This is a genomic window from Paenirhizobium cremeum, assembly GCF_022884085.1.
Classification (GTDB): Bacteria; Pseudomonadota; Alphaproteobacteria; order Rhizobiales; family Rhizobiaceae; genus Allorhizobium; species Allorhizobium cremeum.
Genome location: NZ_JAGGCS010000005.1, coordinates 296991 through 317321 on the forward strand (window position 1 = coordinate 296991; position 20331 = coordinate 317321).

Below are 20331 nucleotides of genomic sequence, written 5' to 3' on the forward strand. Positions count from 1 at the left end.
GTTTTTGCATGTTGACCGGCCCCCAATACGAAAGGCACCGCAGCCGATGAGGCGCGGTGCCTTTTTTGTTGGGCCGGATTTATTCCGGGGCAAATGTCGCGTGCCGGGCAGGCCCAGTTCATGTCCCGGTCCTGAAACGAAAAAAGCGCGTTGTCAGACAACGCGCCCGTTCCGCTGAAACCTGTCGGATCAAGTCTTACTTGATCTTGGTTTCCTTGAATTCGACGTGCTTCTTCGCGACCGGGTCGTACTTCGTCTTCGTCATCTTTTCCGTCATCGTACGGCTGTTCTTCGTGGTGACGTAAAAGAAGCCCGTGTCGGCCGTCGACAGCAGCTTGATCTTGATGGTTGTAGCCTTGGCCATGGTCGTCCTGCCTTTAATAAACGAAGCCGTGGACGACCGAGGTCCACGGCAAATCTGGCGCGAAACTACAAATCGCGCTCGAAAAGTCAAGTCCGTTTGGGTTTAAAAAACAATCTGCCCAGAGAAACAAGCACATAGAGAGCGAAGAAGCCCGCAATCGACCAGGCGAATCCGTGACTGCCCGAAATATCGATGGCAACGCCGATGGCTTGAGGCCCCGCAACCGTTCCAACCGCATAGCAGAAGACGAAGGCTGCATTGGCGGCCGCGAGGTCGGAGCCGGTGAGTCGCGAACCCAGGTGGCTGAGGCCGACCGTGTAGAGACCCGAGACGCTGCCGCCCCAGAAGAACAGGACGACGGCCATCAGCAGCCAGCTCTGGGACAGCCAGGGAAGCGCCAGCGAACCGGCAAGACCGACTGCGGCCATGCAGCCGAGCAGCACGCGGCGGTCCTTCATGTGGTCGGACAGCATGCCGAGCGGAATCTGGAAGACCATGTTGCCGATGCCCATCACGGTCAGCAGCAGAGCCGCCTGCGACTCGCTGAAACCGGAGCGGGTCGCGTAGATGGGAAATAGCGAAAGGCCGCCCGCTTCCACCGCACCGAAGACGAAGACAGCCGCCGTCGCAGTCGGTACCAGGAAGATGTAGCGGAAGAAATGCCGCTCCGGCTTTGTGTCGAGCGCCGGGCTCTCCCGCCTTGCGATGAAGATCGGAATCGCTGCGACGAGGATGGCGATCGCGCCGACGAGGAAGGGCAGAACGCCCTCGCTGCCGATCAGCGAGAAGAGAAGCGGACCTGTGGCGAAGCCGACGGACAGGACTGTCGCGTAGATCCCGAGCACAAGTCCCCGTCGTCGGGGCGGCGCTGCGGCGTTGATCCAGAATTCGGAGAGAATGAAGAGAGTGGTGGTTGCACCGTGAAAGGCGATGCGCAGCGGGAACCACATCCAGAACTGTTCGGCGTAATAGAAGCCGAGGCCGCTCAGCGCCGAGATGAGAACCGCCCAGAGCATGGTTCGGGCAACGCCGTAGCTATGGGCAAGCTTCATCGTCACCGGTGCGGCGGCCATGGCCGCTACACCCGCCATGGCGGAATTGAGCCCGATCAGGGTGGAGGGTATCCCGCGCTTCTCGAGAATGATGGACAGAAGGGGCAGTCCCAGACCGATGGCAATGCCGACCGACGAAATAGAAGCGACAGCGGCGATAAGAGAGGGCCAGTGGATCTCTTCGCGATGGCAGTTGTCGCCGTTGGACGGCTTTGTCATGAGGTGGCCCTTAAATCGTATCGCGGAAGAATCGCCCATGCCGGGAGAAGTAGAACGGTCCGTCGCTTCCAAAAGGTAAAGACGGATCGTCTTTCATCTGCAGTTTGACATCTTCCAGGATCGTCCTGGTGATGGCTGGCATGTTCAGACCGGAAACATCGTGCATGTCAAGCCATTGCAGGTCATGCAACTCGGCGGAATCGCGGATTGCGCCAGGGTCCACCTCGGCTTCGTCGCAGAACGTCAGGAAAAAGCGGGTATCGAACCGCCGGATATTGCCGGGCGGCGTGATGGCGCGTGCCACATAACGAAGGGTGCCGAGGTCGGCGTTGAAACGGCCATGCCTGTTGCCGCCTTCATCGATGCGCCCGATGACGAGCCCGGTCTCTTCGTCGAGTTCCCGCAACGCCGCCAGCGCCAGCGCGCGGCATCGACCGGCAAGCCGGGGATCGGAGGCCCCTCCCGCAAGCCTTGTCAGGACTGAAGGCTGCAGGTCGCGCAGGAAGGGCAGGTTGCGATCCTGTCGGTCGCGCCGGCCGCCGGGAAAGACGTAGAGGTCCGGCATGAAGGCATGTTTGCTGCCGCGCCTGCCGACGAGAACCCGGGGGCGGCTGCCGGCCCGGTCAATGAGGATCAGCGAGGCGGCATCCCTCGGCCGCAGCCTCGCATTGGAGGCCGAAGCCTTGTCCTGGGCCTCGAAGGGATGCGATGTCATGAACCGGTCTTCTGGCCAAATTCTCCCGGCTCGCCGGCATCGTCTCCGAACCCATGCATTCGCAGCGCCCATTGCAGGCCGATGACTCCGCCTTTGATCGGCTGGATCGTCAGAAGCGACGTGATGATGGCGATAGGCACCCAGATCGCCAGGTGCACCCAGTCGGATGCCGGAAAGACGAGATCGGTCATCATGAAACCGCCGAGCAGAACGTGGCCGAGCACGATGATGACGAGATAGGGCGGCAGGTCGTCGGCTCGATGGTGGAATATCTCCTCGCCGCAGGCCGCGCAGGTATCGACCGGTTTCAGATAGGCGCGGAACAACTTGCCGCTGCCGCAGGCCGGGCATGTATTGAGAAGGCCGCGTTTAATCGACTGCCAGAGTGGGCGTTCGGGCCGTGCCTCTTCGCCGAAGCGCATCGCCTCCTGCGTGTTTCCTGCCGTCATCCTCTCTCCCTCCATTTATTACCTCCGTGGCCGGTTGGGCCGTGTACCGGGCTTCCTCGCGGCGGCGCGCCGCGTCGATTTATGGAAGGAGCGGACCGCAACGGGCATGGGCCGGCCTTCGCTCAGCATTTCAAAGCGCAGGGCGCCGGCCAGAGGAATGGCCTCCACCAGCCTTACCTCGACGGCATCTCCGAGGCGGTAGCCGAGGCCCGTCCTCTCGCCGGAAAGTGCCTGATGCGCTTCGTCGTAGATGTAGTAGTCACGCCCGAGCGTCGAGACGGGAATGAAACCGTCCGCACCGAACTGCGGCAGGGCGATGAAAAGACCGGCCTTGGTGACGCCCGAGACCTGGCCTGCGAACTCGTCGCCGATCCGTCCGGCGAGATGATGGGCGATCAGGCGGTTGATGGTGTCCCGCTCGGCCGCCATCGCACGCCGTTCGAAGGTCGAAATCTCCGCCGCGATATCGTCGAGAGCCGCCTCTTCTTCGGGCGTGATGCCGCCTTCGCCGAGGCCGAGCGACCCTACCAGCGCCCGATGCACGATCAGGTCGGCGTAGCGACGGATCGGCGAGGTGAAATGGGCGTATTTCATCAGGTTCAGGCCGAAATGGCCGATGTTTTCCGGGCTGTAGATCGCCTGGCTCTGTGAGCGCAGCACCATCTCGTTGACCATCGTCTGGTGCGGCGTGTCGAGCGCTCTTGCAAGGATGCCGTTGAACGAGTTGGAGCGCAGGTTGCCCTTGGCGAGCGACAAGCCGATCGTGCCGAGAAACTCGCGCAGCGCCTCCTGCTTGGAGAGCGCCGGCGCGTCGTGGACGCGGTAGACCAGCGGCTGGCGTTTTTTCTCCAGCGTCTCGGCGGCGGCGACGTTCGCCTGGATCATCATCTCCTCGATCAGCTTGTGGGCATCGAGCCTGTCCGGCACATGCACCCGGTCGACGGTGCCGTCTTCCTTAAGGATGATCTTGCGTTCCGGCATGTCGAGTTCCAGCGGCTGGCGGCGATCGCGTCCGCGCTTCAGGATCGCGTAGGCGTGCCACAGCGGCTTGAGGATCGGCTCCAGCAGCGGTCCCGTCTTGTCGTCGGGCTTGCCGTCGATGGCAGCCTGCGCCTGCTGGTAGGACAGCTTGGCGGCGCTCTTCATCATGATCCGGTGGAAGGCATGTCCCGCTTTGCGTCCTTCCTTCGAGAACACCATGCGGACGGCAAGCGCCGGCCGGTCGACGCCTTCGCGCAGCGAGCAGAGATCGTTGGAAATTCGCTCCGGCAGCATCGGTACGACCCGATCAGGGAAGTAGACCGAGTTGCCGCGCTTCAGCGCCTCCCGGTCGAGCGCCGATTTCGGCCGTACGTACCAGGAAACGTCGGCGATCGCGACCGTGACGATCACGCCGTCCGGATTGTCGGGCGAGGGGTCAGGCTCCGCATAGACCGCGTCGTCGTGGTCCTTGGCGTCCGCCGGGTCGATGGTAATCAGCGGCAGGTCGCGCCAGTCCTCGCGATGCGACATGGTCGCGGGGTTGGCAGCCTCGGCTTCGGCAATGACCGATTGCGGGAAGATATATGGAATGCCGTGCGCATGTATGGCGATCATCGAAATCGCCTTTTCAGTGGCGACCGAACCGATCACCGAGAGCACGCGGGCGCGGGTCAGGCCGAAACGGCCGGAACGCAGGACTTCCACTTCGACGAGGTCTCCATCCTTGGCGTCGCCGAGATCGGCCCCGTCGATCTGCAGTTCCTCGCCGCGCCGGTCGATCGGCATAAGCCGTCCGCCGTTCGTGCCCGGCATCTCGCGATAGACGCCGAGCAGGGCGTTGCGGTGCTTGTCGAGGACCTTGATGATCCGGGCCGTATAGGCGGGGCCTGCCCGATCCTTTGACGGGAATATCTTGGCGAGCACCCGATCTCCGAGGCCGCCGACCGGCGCCTTGCCCTTGGCGCGGTCCGAACTCGACTGGCGAATGGCGACGGCCGGCGCGACGCCCAGTTCTTCGTTCCATTCAGCCGGGCGACCGATCAGCTCGCCGTCCTTGTCGCGCGTGGTGATGTCGAGAACGGTGACGGGCGGCAGCGCTCCGGGACGGGCTAGCGACTTGCGGCTTTTCTGCAGAAGGCCGTCGTCTTCCATCGCGCGCAGCAGGTCCTTGAGCTCGACGCGCGCCTCTCCCTTCAGGCCGAACGCCTTGGCGATCTCGCGCTTGGAAGCGCGGTCGGGATTGTCGGCGATGAATTCCAGCAACACTTCACGCGGCGGCACGGCCCCATGGATGATGGGTTGCTTGCCGTTCTTGGCAACGCCGGCTGCCTTCTCCGCGCGCCGCTCCCGCCGGTTGCGGGGAGCGGTGTCAGTGTCGGGATCGCGCGGTGGTCTTTTCAATTTCAGCTCTTCTTCGTCTTCGGTGCCGCCTTCGCCTTGGGCTTGGCGGCGGATTTCTTCTTGGGCGCGGCCTCGTCGGCATCCGCAGCCTTGGCCTTCGCTGCCTTGGCGGGAGCCTTCTTGGCCTTGGCCGGCTTGCCGCCGTCCTTGGCGGCCCGCTCGGCGATCAGCGCAAGCGCCTCTTCCATCGTCACGGACTGTGGGTCCTTGCCCTTCGGCAGCGTGGCGTTGACCTTGCCCCAGTTAATATAGGGACCATAGCGGCCATCGCGAACAGTAATTGCACCGCCATCCGGATGTTCGCCGATTTCTTTGAGCGCGGCAGGTGTGCCCCGCCCGCGGGCGCCGGCCCCCTTGCTCTGCTTTTCGGCGAGAACCGTGACGGCGCGGTTGAGGCCGATCGACAGAACGTCCTCGATGCTTTCCAGATTGGCGTAGGTGCCGTCATGCAGCACGAAGGGTCCGTAGCGGCCGAGACCGGCCGATATCATCTTGCCGGTTTCCGGATGCGCTCCGACGTCGCGGGGCAGGGACAAGAGCGCCAGCGCCTTCTCGAAATCGACGGTCGCCGGCGTCCAGCCCTTGGGCAGCGACGAGCGCTTCGCATCCTTCCCGTCGCCACGCTGGACATAAGGTCCGAAACGGCCGCTCCGAAGCGTGATCTCTTCGTCCGTGACGGGGTCCTTGCCGAGCGCCTTCGGTTCGTTTGCGCCCGAAGCCTCGGCCTCCCCGCCGTTTTCGGAGGAAAGCTGACGGGTATAGTTGCACTCCGGATAGTTCGAGCAGCCGACGAAGGCGCCGTACTTGCCGAGCTTCAGCGACAACTGGCCGGTGCCGCAGACCTGGCATATGCGCGGATCGGAACCGTCCTCGCGCTTCGGGAAGACGAGCGGCGCCAGGGCCTCGTTCAGCGCATCGAGCACATTGGTGACGCGCAGTTCCTTGGTGTCCTCGATCTGGGCGAAGAAATCCTGCCAGAAGTCGCGCAGCACCTGTTTCCAGTCGAGTTCGCCGGCGGAGATCTTGTCGAGTTTTTCCTCGAGATCGGCGGTGAAATCGTATTCCACATACTTGGTGAAGAAGCTCTCGAGGAAAGCCGTCACCAGCCGGCCCTTGGCCTGCGGAATGAGCTTGCGCTTGTCGATCGTCACATAGTCACGGTCGCGCAATGTGGCGAGCGTCGCCGCATAGGTCGAGGGGCGGCCGATGCCGAGCTCTTCCATCTTCTTGATGAGCGAGGCTTCCGAATAGCGCGGCGGCGGTTCGGTGAAGTGCTGGCTGGCGTTGACCTTCTGCTTGGCCAGCGCCTCGCGGGCGTTGATCTCGGGCAGGCGGCCGTCCTCGTCGTCGTCTCCGCCTTCGCCGTCTTCCCGCTGGTCCACATAGGCCGCGATGAAGCCGTCGAAACGGATGACAGAGCCGACGGCGCGAAGGCCGGCCTTCTCGCCGTCGCGGGTTGCAAGGATCTCGACCGTGGTCCGCTCGATCTCCGCCGATGCCATCTGGCTGGCGATGCCGCGCTTCCAGATGAGATCGTAGAGCTTCAGCTGGTCGGCGTCGAGGAAGCGGCGCACCTGATCGGGCGACCGGTTGAAATCGGTCGGACGGATGGCTTCGTGGGCTTCCTGTGCGTTCTTCGCCTTGGTGGAATAGAAGCGAGGCTTGTCCGGTACGTAACGCGCGCCAAACTGTTCGGCGACGGCGGCGCGGGCGGCATCGATGGCTTCGGGCGCCATCTGCACGCCGTCCGTACGCATGTAGGTGATGAGACCCACCGTCTCCCCGCCGATGTCGATGCCTTCATAGAGCTTCTGGGCGACCTGCATGGTGCGGGAAGCGGAGAAACCGAGCTTCGACGATGCTGCCTGCTGCAGGGTGGACGTGGTAAAGGGCGGGCCGGGATTGCGCTTGACCGGCTTGGCCTCGACGCTGTCGACGGCGTAGCGCGCGCCCTCCAGCATCTCCTTGATCCGGCCGGCATCTGTGCCGTTGGTAATGGAGTTGCGCTGGATGCGCTTGCCGTCGGCGGAAACGAGCTTCGCTTCGAACTCGTCGCCGCGGGGCGTCTTCAGGAGCGCCGAAATGTTCCAGTATTCTTCCGCGACGAAGAGCTCAATCTCGTTTTCGCGGTCGCAGACGAGGCGAAGCGCCACCGACTGCACGCGGCCTGCGGATCGGGCGCCGGGCAGTTTGCGCCACAAAACAGGGGACAGGTTGAAGCCGACGAGGTAGTCGAGGGCGCGGCGGGCGAGATAGGCATCGACCAAGGGAATGTCGATGTCACGAGGATGCGCCATCGCGTCGAGAACGGCCTTTTTGGTGATCGCGTTGAAGACGACGCGCTTCACCGGCTTGTCGCCCAGAACCCGTTTCTTCTTCAGCAGGTCGAGCACATGCCAGGAGATCGCTTCTCCCTCGCGATCCGGGTCGGTTGCAAGAATGAGGCCGTCTGAGGACTTCACGGCATCCGCAATGTCCTTGATGCGTTTCTGGGAGGCGCTGTCGACCTCCCAGAGCATTTCGAAATCTTCCTCGGGTCGAACGGAACCGTCCTTCGCCGGCAAGTCGCGCACGTGGCCGAACGAGGCCAGCACCTTGTATCCGGAGCCGAGATACTTGTTGATCGTCTTGGCCTTGGCGGGAGATTCTACGACTACGACATTCATTGTTTTTCTCTGCACCTCGATCAGTGCTTCCAATCCGGCGGCGTTCTTGCAGCCTGGCTTCGGGAACCCGTCCCGAAACCGGTTCCCCGAAATGGACAGGGATTCGGTCGCGGTCAAGGGGTAACGGACATTTTCTGCAGTATGCAACGCAATACAACCTATTGGAGATTAACTTGTGATTGCAATTTAGGATAAATGGGCTATCGTTTTCCGCAGATGTTTTGAGGGGGTGTTCGGTCGGCTCCGGACACAAATTGCGAGCTATGGAATGGTTTCGAAAATAAACGGTGCGGGCCGCGCGGACACGCGGGAGAACATAGCCTATATCAGGCAGATGCTCGGTGAGTTGCGCTCGGTCGCTGAGAGCGAGGGCGCCGAAATGCTCTGCTATCTCATCGAAATGGCTTATGTCGAGGCGGGCGACGTGCAGGCCGGCCGCCGTTCCCTGTCAATCCATCATGGAAATGGAAACAAGGCCACCGGCATGCCGGTGTAAGCGCCCGGCGATGTCGAGTTCGAGAAGCACCAGATAGACGGACTGCGCGGGCAATCCCGTGTGGCGGATGATGTCGTCCACCTCCACCGGTGTCGGCCCGAGCGCATCTATGATCCGTGTCCGGTCGGTTTCGCTGGGCGGCGGCGTCATCGGTCGCTCATGTTCTCCGCCGTCCGGTTCGTTTGCTTCCGGTTGGGAGAAGAGGTCGATCGCCGAAATCGGAGCGAGCGCTTCCAGAACATCCCCGGCGCGGGTCGTCACCGTGGCGCCATCCTTCAGCAAACCGTTGGTGCCCTCGCAGCGCGGGTCGAGCGGCGAGCCGGGGACGGCAAAGACCAGCCGGCCGAACTCGCCGGCGAGCCTTGCCGTAATCAACGAGCCCGACCGGGCGGCGGCCTCGATCACGACAACGCCGAGCGAGACACCGGCAATCAGCCGGTTGCGACGGGGAAAGTCCCGCGCCCGGGCCTCCCAGCCGAAGGGCATTTCCGAAATCGCAAGACCTCGTCCGTCGCAGATTTCCCGGAAGAGATCGAGGTTTTCGGGAGGGTAGGGCTGGTCGAGGCCGCCGGCCATGGCGGCAATCGTTCCGGTATCGAGACTGGCGCGATGGGCGGCCGTATCTATGCCGCGGGCCAGGCCGGATATGATGGAATATCCGGTACGCCCGATCTCGCGGGCCATCATGGCTGCAAATTTAGCACCGCTGATCGAGGCATTGCGTGAGCCGACGATACCGACGCTCGGCAGCGTCGCCGTCGCAAGATCGCCCTTGACGGCCAGCAGGGGAGGCGCCCCGTCGATCTGCCGCAATGCGGGAGGATAGTCGGGTTCGCCGATGCCGAGAAAGCGGGCGCCGAAACGCGCGGCCGTCTCGAGTTCCCTGAGGGCTTCGCTTTCGGAGGCGATCCGGATCGCGCGGGTCGATCCGCCGCGCCGGGAGAGCTCCGGCAGAGCTTCGATGGCGGTTTCCGCCGAACCGAAATGATTGATGAGGTCGCGGAAGGTGGCCGGGCCGACATTGTCGCTGCGAATCAGCCGAAGCCAGGCGATCCTTTGCCGGTCGGTGAGCGCAATCCCTTTTCGTCTTGCGCCGCCTGCCGGCATGCAGTCATCCCTTCTGCCCGATCTTGCTTTCCGTCCCGGCGATCAGCCGCTCGATATTCGGTTTGTGCCGCCAGTAGGTGATGACGGTCATGGCCGAGGTGACGAGAGAAGCTTCATGCGCGCCCAGTATCCACAGGACAACCGGAATGACAAGGGTTGCAACCAGAGCGGATAGTGACGAGTAGCGGGAGAGATAGGCGATCGACAGCCAGACGATGGCGAAGACCACGACCATCAGCGGCGCGACCCCGAGCAGGGTGCCGATATAGGTTGCGACACCCTTGCCGCCCTTGAAGCCGAGCCAGACCGGGAAGAGATGGCCGATGAAGGCGGCGAAGCCTGCCAGCAGCCCGGCATTCTGGCCGAACACGGCCTGCGCGATCACGGCGGCGGCCGTCGCCTTCAGTGCGTCGAGCAGGAGCGTCGCGGCGGCAAGTTTCTTGTTGCCGGTTCTGAGCACATTGGTCGCGCCAATATTGCCCGAGCCGATCGAGCGCAGGTCGCCGAGGCCGGCCATACGCGTCAGCACAAGGCCAAAGGGAATGGAGCCTAAGAGATAGCCGAGGCTGAGCACGGCGATCAGCGCCGGCCAGCCGATGGCGAGATAGTTCACTTCGGGCACGATTTTCTCCCCCTTCGCTTACATCGTTAGAGCGAATGCACGCACTTGCCGGCGACATAGGTCGCAACCGCCCGGCCCGAGAAACGGGCGTCCTCGAACGGCGTGTTCTTGGAGCGCGACAAGAGCAGGTCCTTCGCCACCAGCCACGGCTCATCGAGATCGACGAGGGCGATGTCGGCATTGGCGCCGGGCTTCAGCGTACCCGCGTCGAGCCCGAAAATCTGAGCGGGACGGGTCGACATGGCGTCGATCAACCGCATCAGCGGAACCTGGCCATTGTGATGGAGGCGCAGTGCCGCAGACAGCATGGTCTCGAGCCCGATGGCGCCATCTTCCGCTTCCCCGAAAGGCAGGCGCTTGGTATCGACACCCTGCGGGTCATGCGACGAGACGATAATGTCGATCTTGCCTTCGGCCAGTGCCTGAACCATGCCCATCCGGTCATCCTCGGAACGAAGCGGTGGATAGAGCTTGAAGAAGGTGCGGTATTCGCCGATGTCGTTTTCGTTGAGTGTCAGATGATTGATGGAGACTGCGCAGGTGACGTTCGCGCCACGCTTGCGGGCCGCCTCGATGGCCTCGACCGATTCCGGTACGGAGATCTGCGCCGCATGGTAATTCGCCCGGGTCAGGCCGGCGATCCTGAGATCGCGTTCCAGCGGAATGATCTCGGTTTCCTTCGGCACGCCCGACAGCCCGAGCCAGCTCGCCAGAAGTCCTTCGTTCATCACGCCGTTCGCCGCGAGATATTTCTCCCGCGTTTCGAGCGCGATGATGGCGCCGAACTCCCGCGAATAGGTCATGGCGCGGCGCAGCACCTGCGTATCGTACAGTCCGTGGCGGCCATTGGTGAAGACGACGGCGCCGGCTTCCCGCAAAAGGCCCATCTCCGTCATCTCGTTGCTGGTGAGCCCCTTGGTCAGGGCCGCTGCCGGATAGACGTTGACGACGGCCTTGTCGCGGGCGGTCTTGCGGACGAATTCCACCAGCGCGATGTCGTCGATCACCGGATCGGTCTCGGGCATCATGATGAAGGAGGTGACGCCGCCGGCGGCGGCCGCGCGGCTGGCCGATGCGATGGTTTCGCGGTGTTCCGAGCCCGGCTCTCCGACGAAGACGCGGGCGTCGACAAGACCCGGAATCGCGGCGAGGCCGGCGCAGTCACGGACGTCCGCACCGGTGGGGATGCCCTGATTCTGCGCGTCGCTGCTCGCTGCCGCGATGCGGCCGTCTGCATCGACAATGATCGTGCCGATTTCGTCGAGATCGCGCGAAGGATCGACGATCCGGACATTCTTCAAGACGAGAGGCCTGCTCATGCGCCCATTCCTTCCGTGCGCGGACCCTGGTTCTGGGAAACGAGCAGCGCTTCCATGACGGCCATGCGGACGGCGACGCCCATTTCGACCTGTTGTTCGATCACGCTCTGGGGGCCATCCGCCACTTCCGAGGCGATCTCGACCCCGCGGTTCATGGGGCCGGGATGCATGACCAGCGCATCTTCCTTCGCCGCCTTCAGTTTCTCGGCATCTAGGCCGTAGAAATGGAAGTATTCGCGCACCGAAGGCACGAAGGCGCCGGACATGCGTTCGCGCTGCAGGCGCAGCATCATCACGACGTCTGCGTCCTTCAGGCCTTCTTTCATGTCGTGATAGACCTCGACGCCCATGTCGGCGATCCCGGTGGGAAGCAGGGTCGCAGGAGCGACGACCCTAACCCTGGCGCCCATGGCGTTCAGCAGCAGGATGTTGGAGCGCGCGACCCGCGAATGCAGCACGTCGCCGCAGATAGCAACGATGATGCGGGAGAGCTTGCCCTTGGCGCGTCGGATGGTCAGCGCGTCGAGCAGCGCTTGCGTCGGATGCTCGTGCTGTCCGTCACCGGCGTTCACCACCGAGCAGGCGACCTTCTGGGCAAGGAGCGCTGCAGCGCCGCCCGAGGAGTGCCTGACCACCAGAACGTCCGGCCGCATGGCGTTGAGCGTCATCGCCGTATCGATCAGGGTCTCGCCCTTTTTGACGGAGGAATTGCCGACCGACATGTTCATCACGTCGGCGCCGAGGCGTTTTCCTGCCAGCTCGAACGAGGATTGCGTCCGGGTAGAGGCTTCGAAGAAGAGATTGATCTGGGTAAGGCCGCGGAGCGTGGAAGTCTTTTTCTCGCGCTGGCGGCTGATTTTGACGGCTTCGTCGGCCTTGTCGAGCAGATAGGTAATATCCTGTTCGGTAAGGCCCTTGATGCCAAGAAGATGGCGGTGGGGAAAGAAGACCATGGACGTCCTCCTGAGATGTCACGCGGTCTATAAAGATTGCCGGGCCAGGGGGCAAGCATATGCTATGTGGATAGTGAAGCCCTCCCCATGTTAAACGAGCGCTTTTCCGCTAGAAGATCGGCATGACCCCAATGAACCGGACTGAAGAAAAACTCGCTGCCCTGAACCAGCCGAAGCCCTGGTCCGGTGTGAATGCCTATCGTTCCGATCCGCTGCTCGTCGATCTGACGGCTGGTCTGCCGCGCAGCCTTCGCGAGGAATATGACGTCATCGGCAAATATGTGACCTCGCATGAGGCGCAGGAACTCGCCCGCATGGCAAACCAGAGCCCGCCGGTGCTGCGCACCCATGGCGTGCGCGGCGAGCGGCTTGACGTGGTCGAGTTCCACCCCGCCTGGCATGCGCTGATGCGGCGCTCCATGTCCGTCGGCCTGCATTCCTCGGTCTGGGAGAACGTCGCGGACGCCCGCGGGCGCGAGCACAAGGCGCGCGCCACCCGCTTCTTTCTGACCGCCCAGCTCGAATGCGGCCATCTTGGACCGTTGACCACGACCAGCGCATCGGTTGCAGCCCTCGTGTCCGCGCCGCATATCCAGAAGGAATGGGCGCCGAAGATTCTGTCGCGGAAGTATGATTCGTCCAACAAGCCGCCGTTGCAGAAGACGGCCGTGACGCTCGGTATCGGCATGACGGAAAAACAGGCCGGCACCGATGTCCGGGCGATTTCGACCTCGGGAGAGCGGGTCGGCGAGGGCATCTATCGCCTCTCGGGCCATAAGTGGTTCATGTCCGCGCCGATGAGCGACGGTTTCGTCATGTTGGCGCAGACGAAGGACGGCATGGGCTGCTTTCTCGTGCCGCGCCTGCTGGAGGATGGTTCCGCCAACGGCCTGGAGTTCCAGCGACTGAAGGACAAGATCGGCAATCGTTCGAACGCAACGGCCGAACTCGAATTTTCCGATGCCTTCGGCTATCTGCTCGGCACGCCGGGTGACGGCATCCGCACCATCCTCGACATGGTGACGCTGACGCGGCTCGACTGCGCGCTCGCTTCTGCCGCCATCATGCGGGCTTCCATGGCGGAAGCCGTGCATCATGTCCGTGGCCGCTCGGCCTTCGGCAAGAAACTGATCGACCAGCCGATCATGACCCGCGTTCTCGCCGACATGGCGCTCGACGTTGCCGCCGCCACGACGCTGGCCTTCAAGCTTGCCGACACCTTTGACCGCGCCCGGGAGAACCCGGTGGACGCAGCCTATGCCCGCGTCATGACGCCAGTGGTGAAATACTGGATCTGCAAGATCGCGCCTGCGCTGATCTACGAGGCGATGGAATGCATCGGCGGCAGCGGCTATATCGAGGAAAGGCCGATTGCCCGCCATTATCGCGAGGCACCGGCGACTGCGCTCTGGGAAGGCGCGGGCAATGTCATGGCGCTCGACGTGCTGCGCGTCCTCGAGCGCGGCAAGGATCTGATCGACACGCTCTTTGCGGGTTTCGAACGGGATCTCGGCCCTTCCGGCAAGAAGACCGTCGAAGTCCTGCGTGCGGCGACCGCGCTTGCGGAGCGGGACGAAGGCGCGGCGCGCCTGCTGATCGAGCAGATGGCCCTCGTCGCCGCGGCGGCCGAACTTTACCGGCTGGGCGCCGGCAAGATCGCGGATGCCTTCCTCGAATCGCGGCTTGCGGGCGGATGGCGTCACACCTACGGCGTGCTCGATGCCCGTTTCGACGCGCACTACGTCCTCGATCTTCTCTATCCGGCCGCGAGTTAACGGCTTCCGGAGCCTTTCTCATCTTGTCTCTGTCGTGGACCGGGGATAGTCTTTCCGGTGTCCGAGCGCATGTGCCGTCTCCGGCCCTTTGGCGCCTTTTCCCCCGATGATCCGATCGCAATCGCCTGTTGCCGTGCCGGCGAAGGAGACATTCATGAATCATGTTCTGAACGAAGGCGAATATCGCCTTGAAAACATTGCTGCCCGCCGCGACGATCTCGTCATGATCTCCGGCTGCTCCGGCGGGGGCAAGTCGACATTGCTCGAAGAATTGTCGCGGCGCGGCTTTGCCACATGCGACGAACCGGGGCGACAGGTGGTCCGCGAACAGCTTTTCATCGACGGTGACGCGCTGCCATGGACGAACCTTTCCCTCTTTGTCGAACTGACCGTCTCGCGTTCGATCAATTTCATGACGGAAGCGAGCCGCAGGGGAGGGCGAACCTTCTTCGATCGCGGGATCGTCGATCAGATTGCCGGGTTGGAACAGGCTGGGCATGCCGTTCCCCCGACATACCTCCGGGCAGTGGAAAGCCTGCGCTACCGTCGCCAGGTCTTCCTGCTGCCGCCATGGCCGGAGATCTACAGGAACGATGCCGAGCGGCGCCACGATCTCACCGCCGCCATTGAGGCATTTCACCATCTGGAGAATGCCTACCGTCGCTTCGGCTACGATCTGGTCGAGGTGCCGAGAATGGATGTCAGGCAACGGGCGGACTTCATTCTTTCCATGCTCCCGTAACGGGAAGGAGGGTGCGAGTTCGCCATGCCCACACTCTGCTTTCCCCTGTAACGACCGGTGGATTTCCGGCTTTCCTGATGGACGCTCTTGCGTTATCCCCAGGCGCCGTTAACCTTAACAAATGGTTTACGTTGCGTCGCTCCGGTTAAGGGGTCAGTTTCCGGACAGGGACAGGCCGGACCAGCGGGGCGCGACAGAGCGGAATGACAAGAGTGACTTTGGTTTTGGTCATGATGGCGTTTTTCGCGGTGCTTGCGCTGGATATCGCCGTTCCGGCCATGGTTCTGAGCGCAATGGCTCTGCTGCGGGGGACCGTGTGCTACTGGCCGTCGCCACGGCTGTATGAGGAGAGGGCGGCATGAAGACCTTCCTGATTCTGTGGGCTGCCCCCATCGTTCTGCTCGGTAGCTGGTACGGGCTTTCCTACTACGACATGAGCTTCGGTATCTTCATGCTCACCCGGCAGGCGCATGATCTCGTCTTCCAGGTCTACGGCCAGATCCTTGGCATTCCGCCGGAAACCATTCCGCCGCTGGTCGCGCGCGCCATCGCCTTCGACAGCCTGCTGGTTTTCGCCATTATCGGCTTTCGTCGCCGCAGGAAGATCCTCGCATGGTGGAAGGCCCGTCAGGTCTCTTCGGTTCGTGAGGATCTGCGCAGTGTCGACAACCTGTCGAGTGCGCCCTGAAGGATGAAGCTTGCTGCAGCCGAGTCGATCCGCTCGCTGCGCTTGGCCCTGGAAACGTCCATTTCCAGAAGCGCCCGTTCCGCTGCCACCGTCGATAGCCGTTCGTCCCAGTAGACGAAGGGAATATCGGTCTTTTCCGACATCGAACGCACGAAGGCGCGAGTGGCCTGGACGCGCGGTCCGGCCGAGCCGTCCATGTTCATCGGCAGTCCGATGACAAAGGCGGCGATCTTTTCCCTGACGGCGAAATCGATCAGGATTTCCGCGTCCTTCGTGAATTTTGTCCGCTTGATTACCGGACGTGGGCTTGCGAAACGAAGACCGATATCCGACATGGCAAGACCGATGGTCTTGGTCCCGAGATCCAGTCCGGCGACCGGTCGTCCGGGTGGAAGGGTTTCGGCGAGTTCCTCGATTGTCAGTGTCGTCATCGCCTTTTCCTTGCCGCGCGCCGCGGTCGCTACTTTCCGTCACGGCCATATGCCATATTTTTATCCGACGAAACAATTTCGCCTTCCTGTCCCCCAAAGGAGAATTCCATGAAAATCACCTGGCTCGGCCATTCCGCCTTCCGTCTCGATACGGCCAAGGCAAGCATCCTTATCGATCCGTTCCTCACGGGAAACCCGGGTTTCGCCGGTCTCGACCTCAAGGATGCAACGGCTGGCGTCACCCATATCCTTCTGACCCACGGTCATGGGGACCATGTCGGCGATGCCATTCGTCTGGCCAATGAAACCGGCGCAACCGTGCTCGCCAATGCCGACCTTGCCGCCTGGCTCGGTTCCAAGGGCGTTTCGAAGATCGAGGCGGGCAATACGGGCGGCACGGTCGCCTTCGACGGCTTTACCGTGACCTTTACCAATGCTCTGCATTCCTCCGCCCAGATCACCGAGGACGGCGTTTCCCACGCGCTCGGCAATGCCAACGGCCTGATGCTGCACATCGATGACGAGCCCTCGCTGCTGCACATGGGCGATACCGATATCTTTTCGGACATGAAGCTCATCAACGAACTGCACCAGCCGGATATCGGCCTCGTGCCGATCGGCGACCGCTTCACCATGGGTGGCGCCGTGGCGGCGCTCGCCTGCCAGCGCTTCTTCGATTTCCACACGGCAATTCCCTGCCACTACGGTTCCTTCCCGATCATCGACCGGACGCCGGAGAAATTCGTGGCCGGCATGGAGGGAACGAAGACGAAGGTGGAGACGCCGAAGCCCGGCCATAGCCTTGAAGTCTGAGAAATCCCCGTTGCGCCATGGCCTGCCGGCCATTATAGCGAAGGAAACATAAGACCTGGAGAATACCGATGTCCGTTGATCTCAAGACCGTCAAGCGTGTGGCACATCTGGCCCGCATCGCCCTCAACGAGGAAGAAGCACAGCGCATGATGGGAGAGCTCAACGGCATCCTCGGCTTCGTCGAACAGCTTTCCGAGGTCGACGTGACGGGCGTTGAACCGATGACATCGGTTACTCCCATGGCGATGAAGAAGCGCTCCGACGTGGTGAACGACGGCGACAAGGCCGAGGACATCGTCGCCAACGCGCCGGAAACGGATCGCAACTTCTTCCTGGTGCCGAAGGTCGTCGAATAGGCCTTTGCGCTTCGCGACAATCGCATCCGCCCTGCATTCCATCTCTGGCCGCTTCCCGAGCGCCGCTATTTTGAAGTGAACCGACATCATGAGCGAACTGACCAGCCTTACCATTGCCGAAGCCCGCGCCAAGCTGGCCGCGAAGGAGATCAAGGCCCTCGAACTGACCGAGGCCTACATTCAGGCGATCGAGGCGGCCAATGACGTCATCAATGCCTATGTCACCGTCACGCCGGAAAAGGCGCGCGAGATGGCCAAGGCTTCCGACGAACGCATTGCGGCCGGCAAGGCTGGCGCGCTGGAAGGCATTCCGCTCGGCATCAAGGATCTTTTTGCCACCAGGGATATCCACACCCAAGCCTGCTCCGACATCCTGAACCGTTTCAAGCCGAAATACGAATCGACCGTGACTCAGAACCTCTGGGATGACGGCGCGGTCATGCTCGGCAAGCTCAACATGGACGAGTTCGCCATGGGCTCTTCCAACGAGACCTCTCACTACGGGCCGGTGGTCAATCCGTGGAGGGCGAAGGACTCGAACGAGAAGCTGGTTCCCGGCGGCTCGTCCGGCGGTTCGGCCGCTGCCGTTGCAGCACAGCTCTGCGCCGGCGCCACTGCAACCGACACAGGCGGTTCGATCCGCCAGCCGGCCGCCTTTACCGGCACCGTCGGCATCAAGCCGACCTATGGCCGCTGCTCGCGTTGGGGCGTCGTTGCCTTTGCATCCTCGCTCGACCAGGCCGGCCCGCTCGCCCGTGACGTGCGCGATGCCGCCATCCTGCTGAAGTCCATGGCCTCGACCGATGCCAAGGACACGACGTCCGTCGACCTGCCTGTGCCGGATTACGAAGCCGCTCTCGGCCAGTCGTTGAAGGGCATGAAGATCGGTATCCCGAAGGAATACCGCGTCGAGGGTATGCCGGACGAGATCGAGACGCTCTGGCAGCAGGGCATCGCTTGGCTGAAGGAGGCCGGTGCCGAGATCGTCGATATCTCCCTGCCGCACACCAAATACGCGCTTCCCGCCTATTACATCGTCGCTCCCGCCGAGGCCTCTTCGAACCTGGCGCGTTACGACGGCGTGCGCTACGGCCTGCGTGTCGACGGCAAGGATATTGCCGACATGTACGAGAAGACCCGCGCCGAAGGCTTTGGCACCGAGGTCAAGCGCCGCATCATGATCGGTACCTATGTGCTTTCGGCCGGCTACTACGATGCTTATTACCTGCAGGCCCAGAAGGTCCGCACGCTCATCAAGCGCGACTTCGAACTTGCCTTCCATGCGGGTGTCGACGCGATCCTGACGCCGGCAACCCCGTCTTCCGCCTTTGCCATCGGCGACAAGGAACTCGCCGCCGATCCGGTGAAGATGTATCTGAACGACATCTTCACGGTGACGGTCAACATGGCGGGTCTGCCGGGCCTTTCCGTTCCGGCCGGTCTCGACTCGAAGGGCCTGCCGCTCGGCCTCCAACTCATCGGAAAGCCTTTCGAGGAAGAAACGCTGTTCCGGACTGCTCACGTCATCGAACAGGCGGCCGGAAAGTTCAGCCCGGCCAAGTGGTGGTAATCGACCGATCCTCCGTTCTGAAAGAATTGCGGCGCCGGAAGGCGCCGCTTTGGTTTGGTCACCTGTTGTCGGGCTGTGACCTGACCAGCACGAGACCGCGTTCGGTGATGCGGTAGGGTTTGCCGCCTTGCGACTTGATCGCCTTCTTCTGCTTGAGCTTGCGAAAGGCGATGACGTCGAGGCCGCTGAACACCCAGCCTTCGCGGGTGAAGAGCTGGATCTTCTCGATTCTGCGGTTGTCGTCCCGGATAAGTTCTATGCGCCCGCCCTGAGCGAGCAGGTGCAGGATGCGCTGTTCGGCGCGGGAAATGTCCATGGTCGTGTGATTCCGTAAAGGCGCTCTTTCGCGAGCGCACACAAAAACGATCCGGCGCCATCAGGCGTCGGGGCTTCGTTTTCGGGCCCTTGCGCGCGGATCGGCAGCGATCGCGGGCAGGGCCTTTACCGGGACTCGGACGAACCGAACATCAACACTCCATAAGTTGCATCGTGAAGATGCGTATCGGGATGGCGCAGGTCAAGCCGGTCGGCTTCCGTGGCGCTTCTTTTCCGCTTCTGCGGCTCGCCGGCCACACTATTCGTGACATCAATACATTGAATGATTAGCTAATTAACTAAATAGAAAAATCTAAGATTGCAGGGAGGGGTGACGACGCTGCCGGGTCGCGGACTGGAAAATCCCGCGTTGCAATGCTCTACTGAGTGAGGAAGGGTGGGACGTGGATGTTTACGATACGCAATGCGCGCCGCGACGAGGCCGATCTCCTGGCGCTGATCGGATTTCGGGCCTGGGAGAAGGCGATGATCCCTGTCGGCGAGAGCAGGGCCATGGTCGATAACGCCCGAACGGCCTTTCTGAATTTCACCCGCTCCGAATGGCTGACCATTTCCGTTATTGAGAAGAGCGGAGTTCCCGCCGGCTGGGCCGCGCGCGAGGAACTGGACGAGAATATCACGGATCTGTGGATCGATCCGGAGCATCAGCGTCAGGGGCTGGGCTCTGCGCTTCTGGAGGAGGTGGAGCGCGAGATCGTGCGCCAGGGGTTCGCCCGGGCAAGCCTTCAGACCCATGCGAGGAATCAGGAGGCCGTCGATTTCTTCGAGAAGCATGGTTATGCCGTGCACTGGCTGACGACCGCCTACAATCCGAAGCTCGATCGCGACGTTCAATCGGTCGGCATGTCCAAGCAACTCGTGGCCGTCGAGCCGCGCGGATACGGACAGGAGTTTTAGCTGCGGCCCAGCAATCGATGCAGGACTTCCGCCGCCGCGCCGCTTTCGCGGGCGACAAGCGCGACGGACAGGGCGAACATCTGCAGGATGAAGAATGCCGGCAGGGCTGCCGGAAACGGCGATTTGCGCGTCTTGTGGCGAAGCAGTCTCTGGGCGAGCAGCGCCCCGGTGCCGCCACCGAGAAAGGCGAGCGCGAGCAGTGTCGTTTCCCGCACGCGCCAGTCGCCGGTGCCGGCCGCCCGCTTGTCCCACCAATAGATGCAGAATACGCGCCATTGTAGAGCGCGGCGACGGCAAGCAATATCGGGATCGTTTCGTTGGTCATCCGTCGATGCTGCCTGAGGCCGATTAATGTTCGGTGTCCGGGCCGGCTTCATCT

Annotated in this window: 22 protein-coding genes; 9 read left to right on the forward strand and 13 right to left on the reverse strand. The window is 62.5% G+C overall.

What is annotated here, in order from left to right:
* Positions 1-196: 196 nt before the first annotated feature.
* The 6 genes from rpmG to topA form a co-directional block, all read right to left on the reverse strand.
* The gene (gene rpmG / locus J5N58_RS11865; protein ID WP_006727600.1) at positions 197-364 is read right to left on the reverse strand and encodes a 50S ribosomal protein L33; all 168 of its coding nucleotides are present in this window, start codon (positions 362-364) and stop codon (positions 197-199) included.
* Between the two features lie 86 nt (positions 365-450).
* Positions 451-1635 carry an MFS transporter gene (locus J5N58_RS11870; RefSeq protein WP_113466731.1) on the reverse strand — a complete coding sequence of 395 codons (1185 nt, stop codon included), beginning with the start codon at positions 1633-1635 and terminating at the stop codon, positions 451-453.
* 10 nt (positions 1636-1645) lie between these two features.
* On the reverse strand, positions 1646-2350 hold the full coding sequence (locus tag J5N58_RS11875) for an NUDIX hydrolase (RefSeq protein WP_244710892.1): 705 nt from the start codon (positions 2348-2350) through the stop codon (positions 1646-1648).
* Complete coding sequence (locus J5N58_RS11880; RefSeq protein ID WP_112828902.1) at positions 2347-2799, reverse strand: DUF983 domain-containing protein; 453 nt, start codon at positions 2797-2799, stop codon at positions 2347-2349. Before J5N58_RS11880 ends, J5N58_RS11875 begins: the two co-directional genes overlap by 4 nt.
* Before the next feature lie 18 nt (positions 2800-2817).
* Positions 2818-5076: a ribonuclease R gene (gene rnr, locus J5N58_RS11885; protein ID WP_244710965.1), complete on the reverse strand. Its 2259-nt coding sequence runs from the start codon at positions 5074-5076 to the stop codon at positions 2818-2820.
* Positions 5077-5183: 107 nt separating this feature from the next.
* Positions 5184-7847, reverse strand: coding sequence for a type I DNA topoisomerase (topA, locus tag J5N58_RS11890; protein ID WP_113437997.1), 2664 nt, complete (start codon positions 7845-7847; stop codon positions 5184-5186).
* Positions 7848-8115: 268 nt separating this feature from the next.
* Between topA and J5N58_RS11895 the strand changes: the two genes are divergently transcribed.
* Entirely contained in the window at positions 8116-8343 is a 228-nt protein-coding gene (locus J5N58_RS11895; RefSeq protein ID WP_112828900.1) for a hypothetical protein, read from the forward strand.
* On the opposite strand, the gene dprA is transcribed toward J5N58_RS11895, so the two are convergent.
* The 4 genes from dprA to J5N58_RS11915 are packed head-to-tail and all read right to left on the reverse strand — an operon-like array spanning position 8296 to position 12344.
* Positions 8296-9450: a DNA-processing protein DprA gene (dprA, locus tag J5N58_RS11900; RefSeq protein ID WP_112828899.1), complete on the reverse strand. Its 1155-nt coding sequence runs from the start codon at positions 9448-9450 to the stop codon at positions 8296-8298. The two genes, J5N58_RS11895 and dprA, sit on opposite strands and share 48 nt — an antisense overlap.
* A gap of 4 nt (positions 9451-9454) precedes the next feature.
* Entirely contained in the window at positions 9455-10072 is a 618-nt protein-coding gene (plsY, locus tag J5N58_RS11905) for a glycerol-3-phosphate 1-O-acyltransferase PlsY (protein ID WP_113425970.1), read from the reverse strand.
* A gap of 26 nt (positions 10073-10098) precedes the next feature.
* Positions 10099-11391, reverse strand: a complete 1293-nt coding sequence (locus J5N58_RS11910; RefSeq protein ID WP_113425969.1) for a dihydroorotase — start codon at positions 11389-11391, stop codon at positions 10099-10101.
* Positions 11388-12344, reverse strand: coding sequence for an aspartate carbamoyltransferase catalytic subunit (locus J5N58_RS11915; RefSeq protein ID WP_112828896.1), 957 nt, complete (start codon positions 12342-12344; stop codon positions 11388-11390). Before J5N58_RS11915 ends, J5N58_RS11910 begins: the two co-directional genes overlap by 4 nt.
* 122 nt (positions 12345-12466) lie before the next feature.
* Between J5N58_RS11915 and J5N58_RS11920 the strand changes: the two genes are divergently transcribed.
* The 4 genes from J5N58_RS11920 to J5N58_RS11935 all read left to right on the forward strand — a co-directional run bounded on the left by J5N58_RS11920 (position 12467) and on the right by J5N58_RS11935 (position 15549).
* Positions 12467-14119 carry an acyl-CoA dehydrogenase family protein gene (locus tag J5N58_RS11920; RefSeq protein WP_244710894.1) on the forward strand — a complete coding sequence of 551 codons (1653 nt, stop codon included), beginning with the start codon at positions 12467-12469 and terminating at the stop codon, positions 14117-14119.
* A gap of 154 nt (positions 14120-14273) precedes the next feature.
* Positions 14274-14861 carry an AAA family ATPase gene (locus tag J5N58_RS11925; protein WP_244710896.1) on the forward strand — a complete coding sequence of 196 codons (588 nt, stop codon included), beginning with the start codon at positions 14274-14276 and terminating at the stop codon, positions 14859-14861.
* 212 nt (positions 14862-15073) lie between these two features.
* Complete coding sequence (locus tag J5N58_RS11930; protein ID WP_244710970.1) at positions 15074-15223, forward strand: hypothetical protein; 150 nt, start codon at positions 15074-15076, stop codon at positions 15221-15223.
* The gene (locus J5N58_RS11935) at positions 15220-15549 is read left to right on the forward strand and encodes a DUF6105 family protein (RefSeq protein ID WP_112828893.1); all 330 of its coding nucleotides are present in this window, start codon (positions 15220-15222) and stop codon (positions 15547-15549) included. Before J5N58_RS11930 ends, J5N58_RS11935 begins: the two co-directional genes overlap by 4 nt.
* On the opposite strand, the gene ruvX is transcribed toward J5N58_RS11935, so the two are convergent.
* Positions 15489-15980, reverse strand: coding sequence for a Holliday junction resolvase RuvX (ruvX, locus tag J5N58_RS11940; RefSeq protein ID WP_113456924.1), 492 nt, complete (start codon positions 15978-15980; stop codon positions 15489-15491). The two genes, J5N58_RS11935 and ruvX, sit on opposite strands and share 61 nt — an antisense overlap.
* Before the next feature lie 108 nt (positions 15981-16088).
* On the opposite strand from ruvX, the gene J5N58_RS11945 reads away from it, so the two are divergent.
* From J5N58_RS11945 to gatA, 3 genes are all read left to right on the forward strand, one after another.
* The gene (locus tag J5N58_RS11945) at positions 16089-16793 is read left to right on the forward strand and encodes a metal-dependent hydrolase (RefSeq protein WP_112828891.1); all 705 of its coding nucleotides are present in this window, start codon (positions 16089-16091) and stop codon (positions 16791-16793) included.
* 68 nt (positions 16794-16861) lie between these two features.
* Positions 16862-17149 (forward strand): Asp-tRNA(Asn)/Glu-tRNA(Gln) amidotransferase subunit GatC, encoded by a 288-nt coding sequence (gatC, locus tag J5N58_RS11950; protein WP_112828890.1) that lies wholly within the window; start codon positions 16862-16864, stop codon positions 17147-17149.
* 88 nt (positions 17150-17237) lie between these two features.
* Positions 17238-18719 (forward strand): Asp-tRNA(Asn)/Glu-tRNA(Gln) amidotransferase subunit GatA, encoded by a 1482-nt coding sequence (gene gatA / locus J5N58_RS11955; protein ID WP_112828889.1) that lies wholly within the window; start codon positions 17238-17240, stop codon positions 18717-18719.
* Positions 18720-18777: 58 nt separating this feature from the next.
* Here the strand turns inward: gatA and J5N58_RS11960 are convergent, their stop codons facing one another.
* Positions 18778-19035: a YjhX family toxin gene (locus J5N58_RS11960; RefSeq protein WP_112828888.1), complete on the reverse strand. Its 258-nt coding sequence runs from the start codon at positions 19033-19035 to the stop codon at positions 18778-18780.
* A gap of 407 nt (positions 19036-19442) precedes the next feature.
* Here J5N58_RS11960 and J5N58_RS11965 point away from each other — a divergent pair, with 407 nt between their 5' ends.
* Positions 19443-19952, forward strand: coding sequence for a GNAT family N-acetyltransferase (locus tag J5N58_RS11965; RefSeq protein WP_112828887.1), 510 nt, complete (start codon positions 19443-19445; stop codon positions 19950-19952).
* On the opposite strand, the gene J5N58_RS11970 is transcribed toward J5N58_RS11965, so the two are convergent.
* Positions 19949-20329 carry a DUF1294 domain-containing protein gene (locus J5N58_RS11970; RefSeq protein WP_244710898.1) on the reverse strand — a complete coding sequence of 127 codons (381 nt, stop codon included), beginning with the start codon at positions 20327-20329 and terminating at the stop codon, positions 19949-19951. The two genes, J5N58_RS11965 and J5N58_RS11970, sit on opposite strands and share 4 nt — an antisense overlap.
* Between the last annotated feature and the right edge of the window lie 2 nt (positions 20330-20331).

Coding starts and splice junctions, on each gene's coding strand:
- topA (WP_113437997.1), bottom strand. CDS start 7,847: ATGAATGTCGTAGTCGTAGAATCTCCCGCCAAGGCCAAGACGATCAAC.
- J5N58_RS11895 (WP_112828900.1), top strand. CDS start 8,116: ATGGTTTCGAAAATAAACGGTGCGGGCCGCGCGGACACGCGGGAGAAC.
- rpmG (WP_006727600.1), bottom strand. CDS start 364: ATGGCCAAGGCTACAACCATCAAGATCAAGCTGCTGTCGACGGCCGAC.
- J5N58_RS11910 (WP_113425969.1), bottom strand. CDS start 11,391: ATGAGCAGGCCTCTCGTCTTGAAGAATGTCCGGATCGTCGATCCTTCG.
- J5N58_RS11925 (WP_244710896.1), top strand. CDS start 14,274: ATGAATCATGTTCTGAACGAAGGCGAATATCGCCTTGAAAACATTGCT.
- J5N58_RS11965 (WP_112828887.1), top strand. CDS start 19,443: ATGTTTACGATACGCAATGCGCGCCGCGACGAGGCCGATCTCCTGGCG.
- J5N58_RS11920 (WP_244710894.1), top strand. CDS start 12,467: ATGACCCCAATGAACCGGACTGAAGAAAAACTCGCTGCCCTGAACCAG.
- dprA (WP_112828899.1), bottom strand. CDS start 9,450: ATGCCGGCAGGCGGCGCAAGACGAAAAGGGATTGCGCTCACCGACCGG.
- gatA (WP_112828889.1), top strand. CDS start 17,238: ATGAGCGAACTGACCAGCCTTACCATTGCCGAAGCCCGCGCCAAGCTG.
- J5N58_RS11870 (WP_113466731.1), bottom strand. CDS start 1,635: ATGACAAAGCCGTCCAACGGCGACAACTGCCATCGCGAAGAGATCCAC.
- ruvX (WP_113456924.1), bottom strand. CDS start 15,980: ATGACGACACTGACAATCGAGGAACTCGCCGAAACCCTTCCACCCGGA.
- J5N58_RS11915 (WP_112828896.1), bottom strand. CDS start 12,344: ATGGTCTTCTTTCCCCACCGCCATCTTCTTGGCATCAAGGGCCTTACC.
- J5N58_RS11875 (WP_244710892.1), bottom strand. CDS start 2,350: ATGACATCGCATCCCTTCGAGGCCCAGGACAAGGCTTCGGCCTCCAAT.
- J5N58_RS11935 (WP_112828893.1), top strand. CDS start 15,220: ATGAAGACCTTCCTGATTCTGTGGGCTGCCCCCATCGTTCTGCTCGGT.
- J5N58_RS11880 (WP_112828902.1), bottom strand. CDS start 2,799: ATGACGGCAGGAAACACGCAGGAGGCGATGCGCTTCGGCGAAGAGGCA.
- J5N58_RS11960 (WP_112828888.1), bottom strand. CDS start 19,035: ATGGACATTTCCCGCGCCGAACAGCGCATCCTGCACCTGCTCGCTCAG.
- gatC (WP_112828890.1), top strand. CDS start 16,862: ATGTCCGTTGATCTCAAGACCGTCAAGCGTGTGGCACATCTGGCCCGC.
- J5N58_RS11945 (WP_112828891.1), top strand. CDS start 16,089: ATGAAAATCACCTGGCTCGGCCATTCCGCCTTCCGTCTCGATACGGCC.
- J5N58_RS11970 (WP_244710898.1), bottom strand. CDS start 20,329: ATGAAGCCGGCCCGGACACCGAACATTAATCGGCCTCAGGCAGCATCG.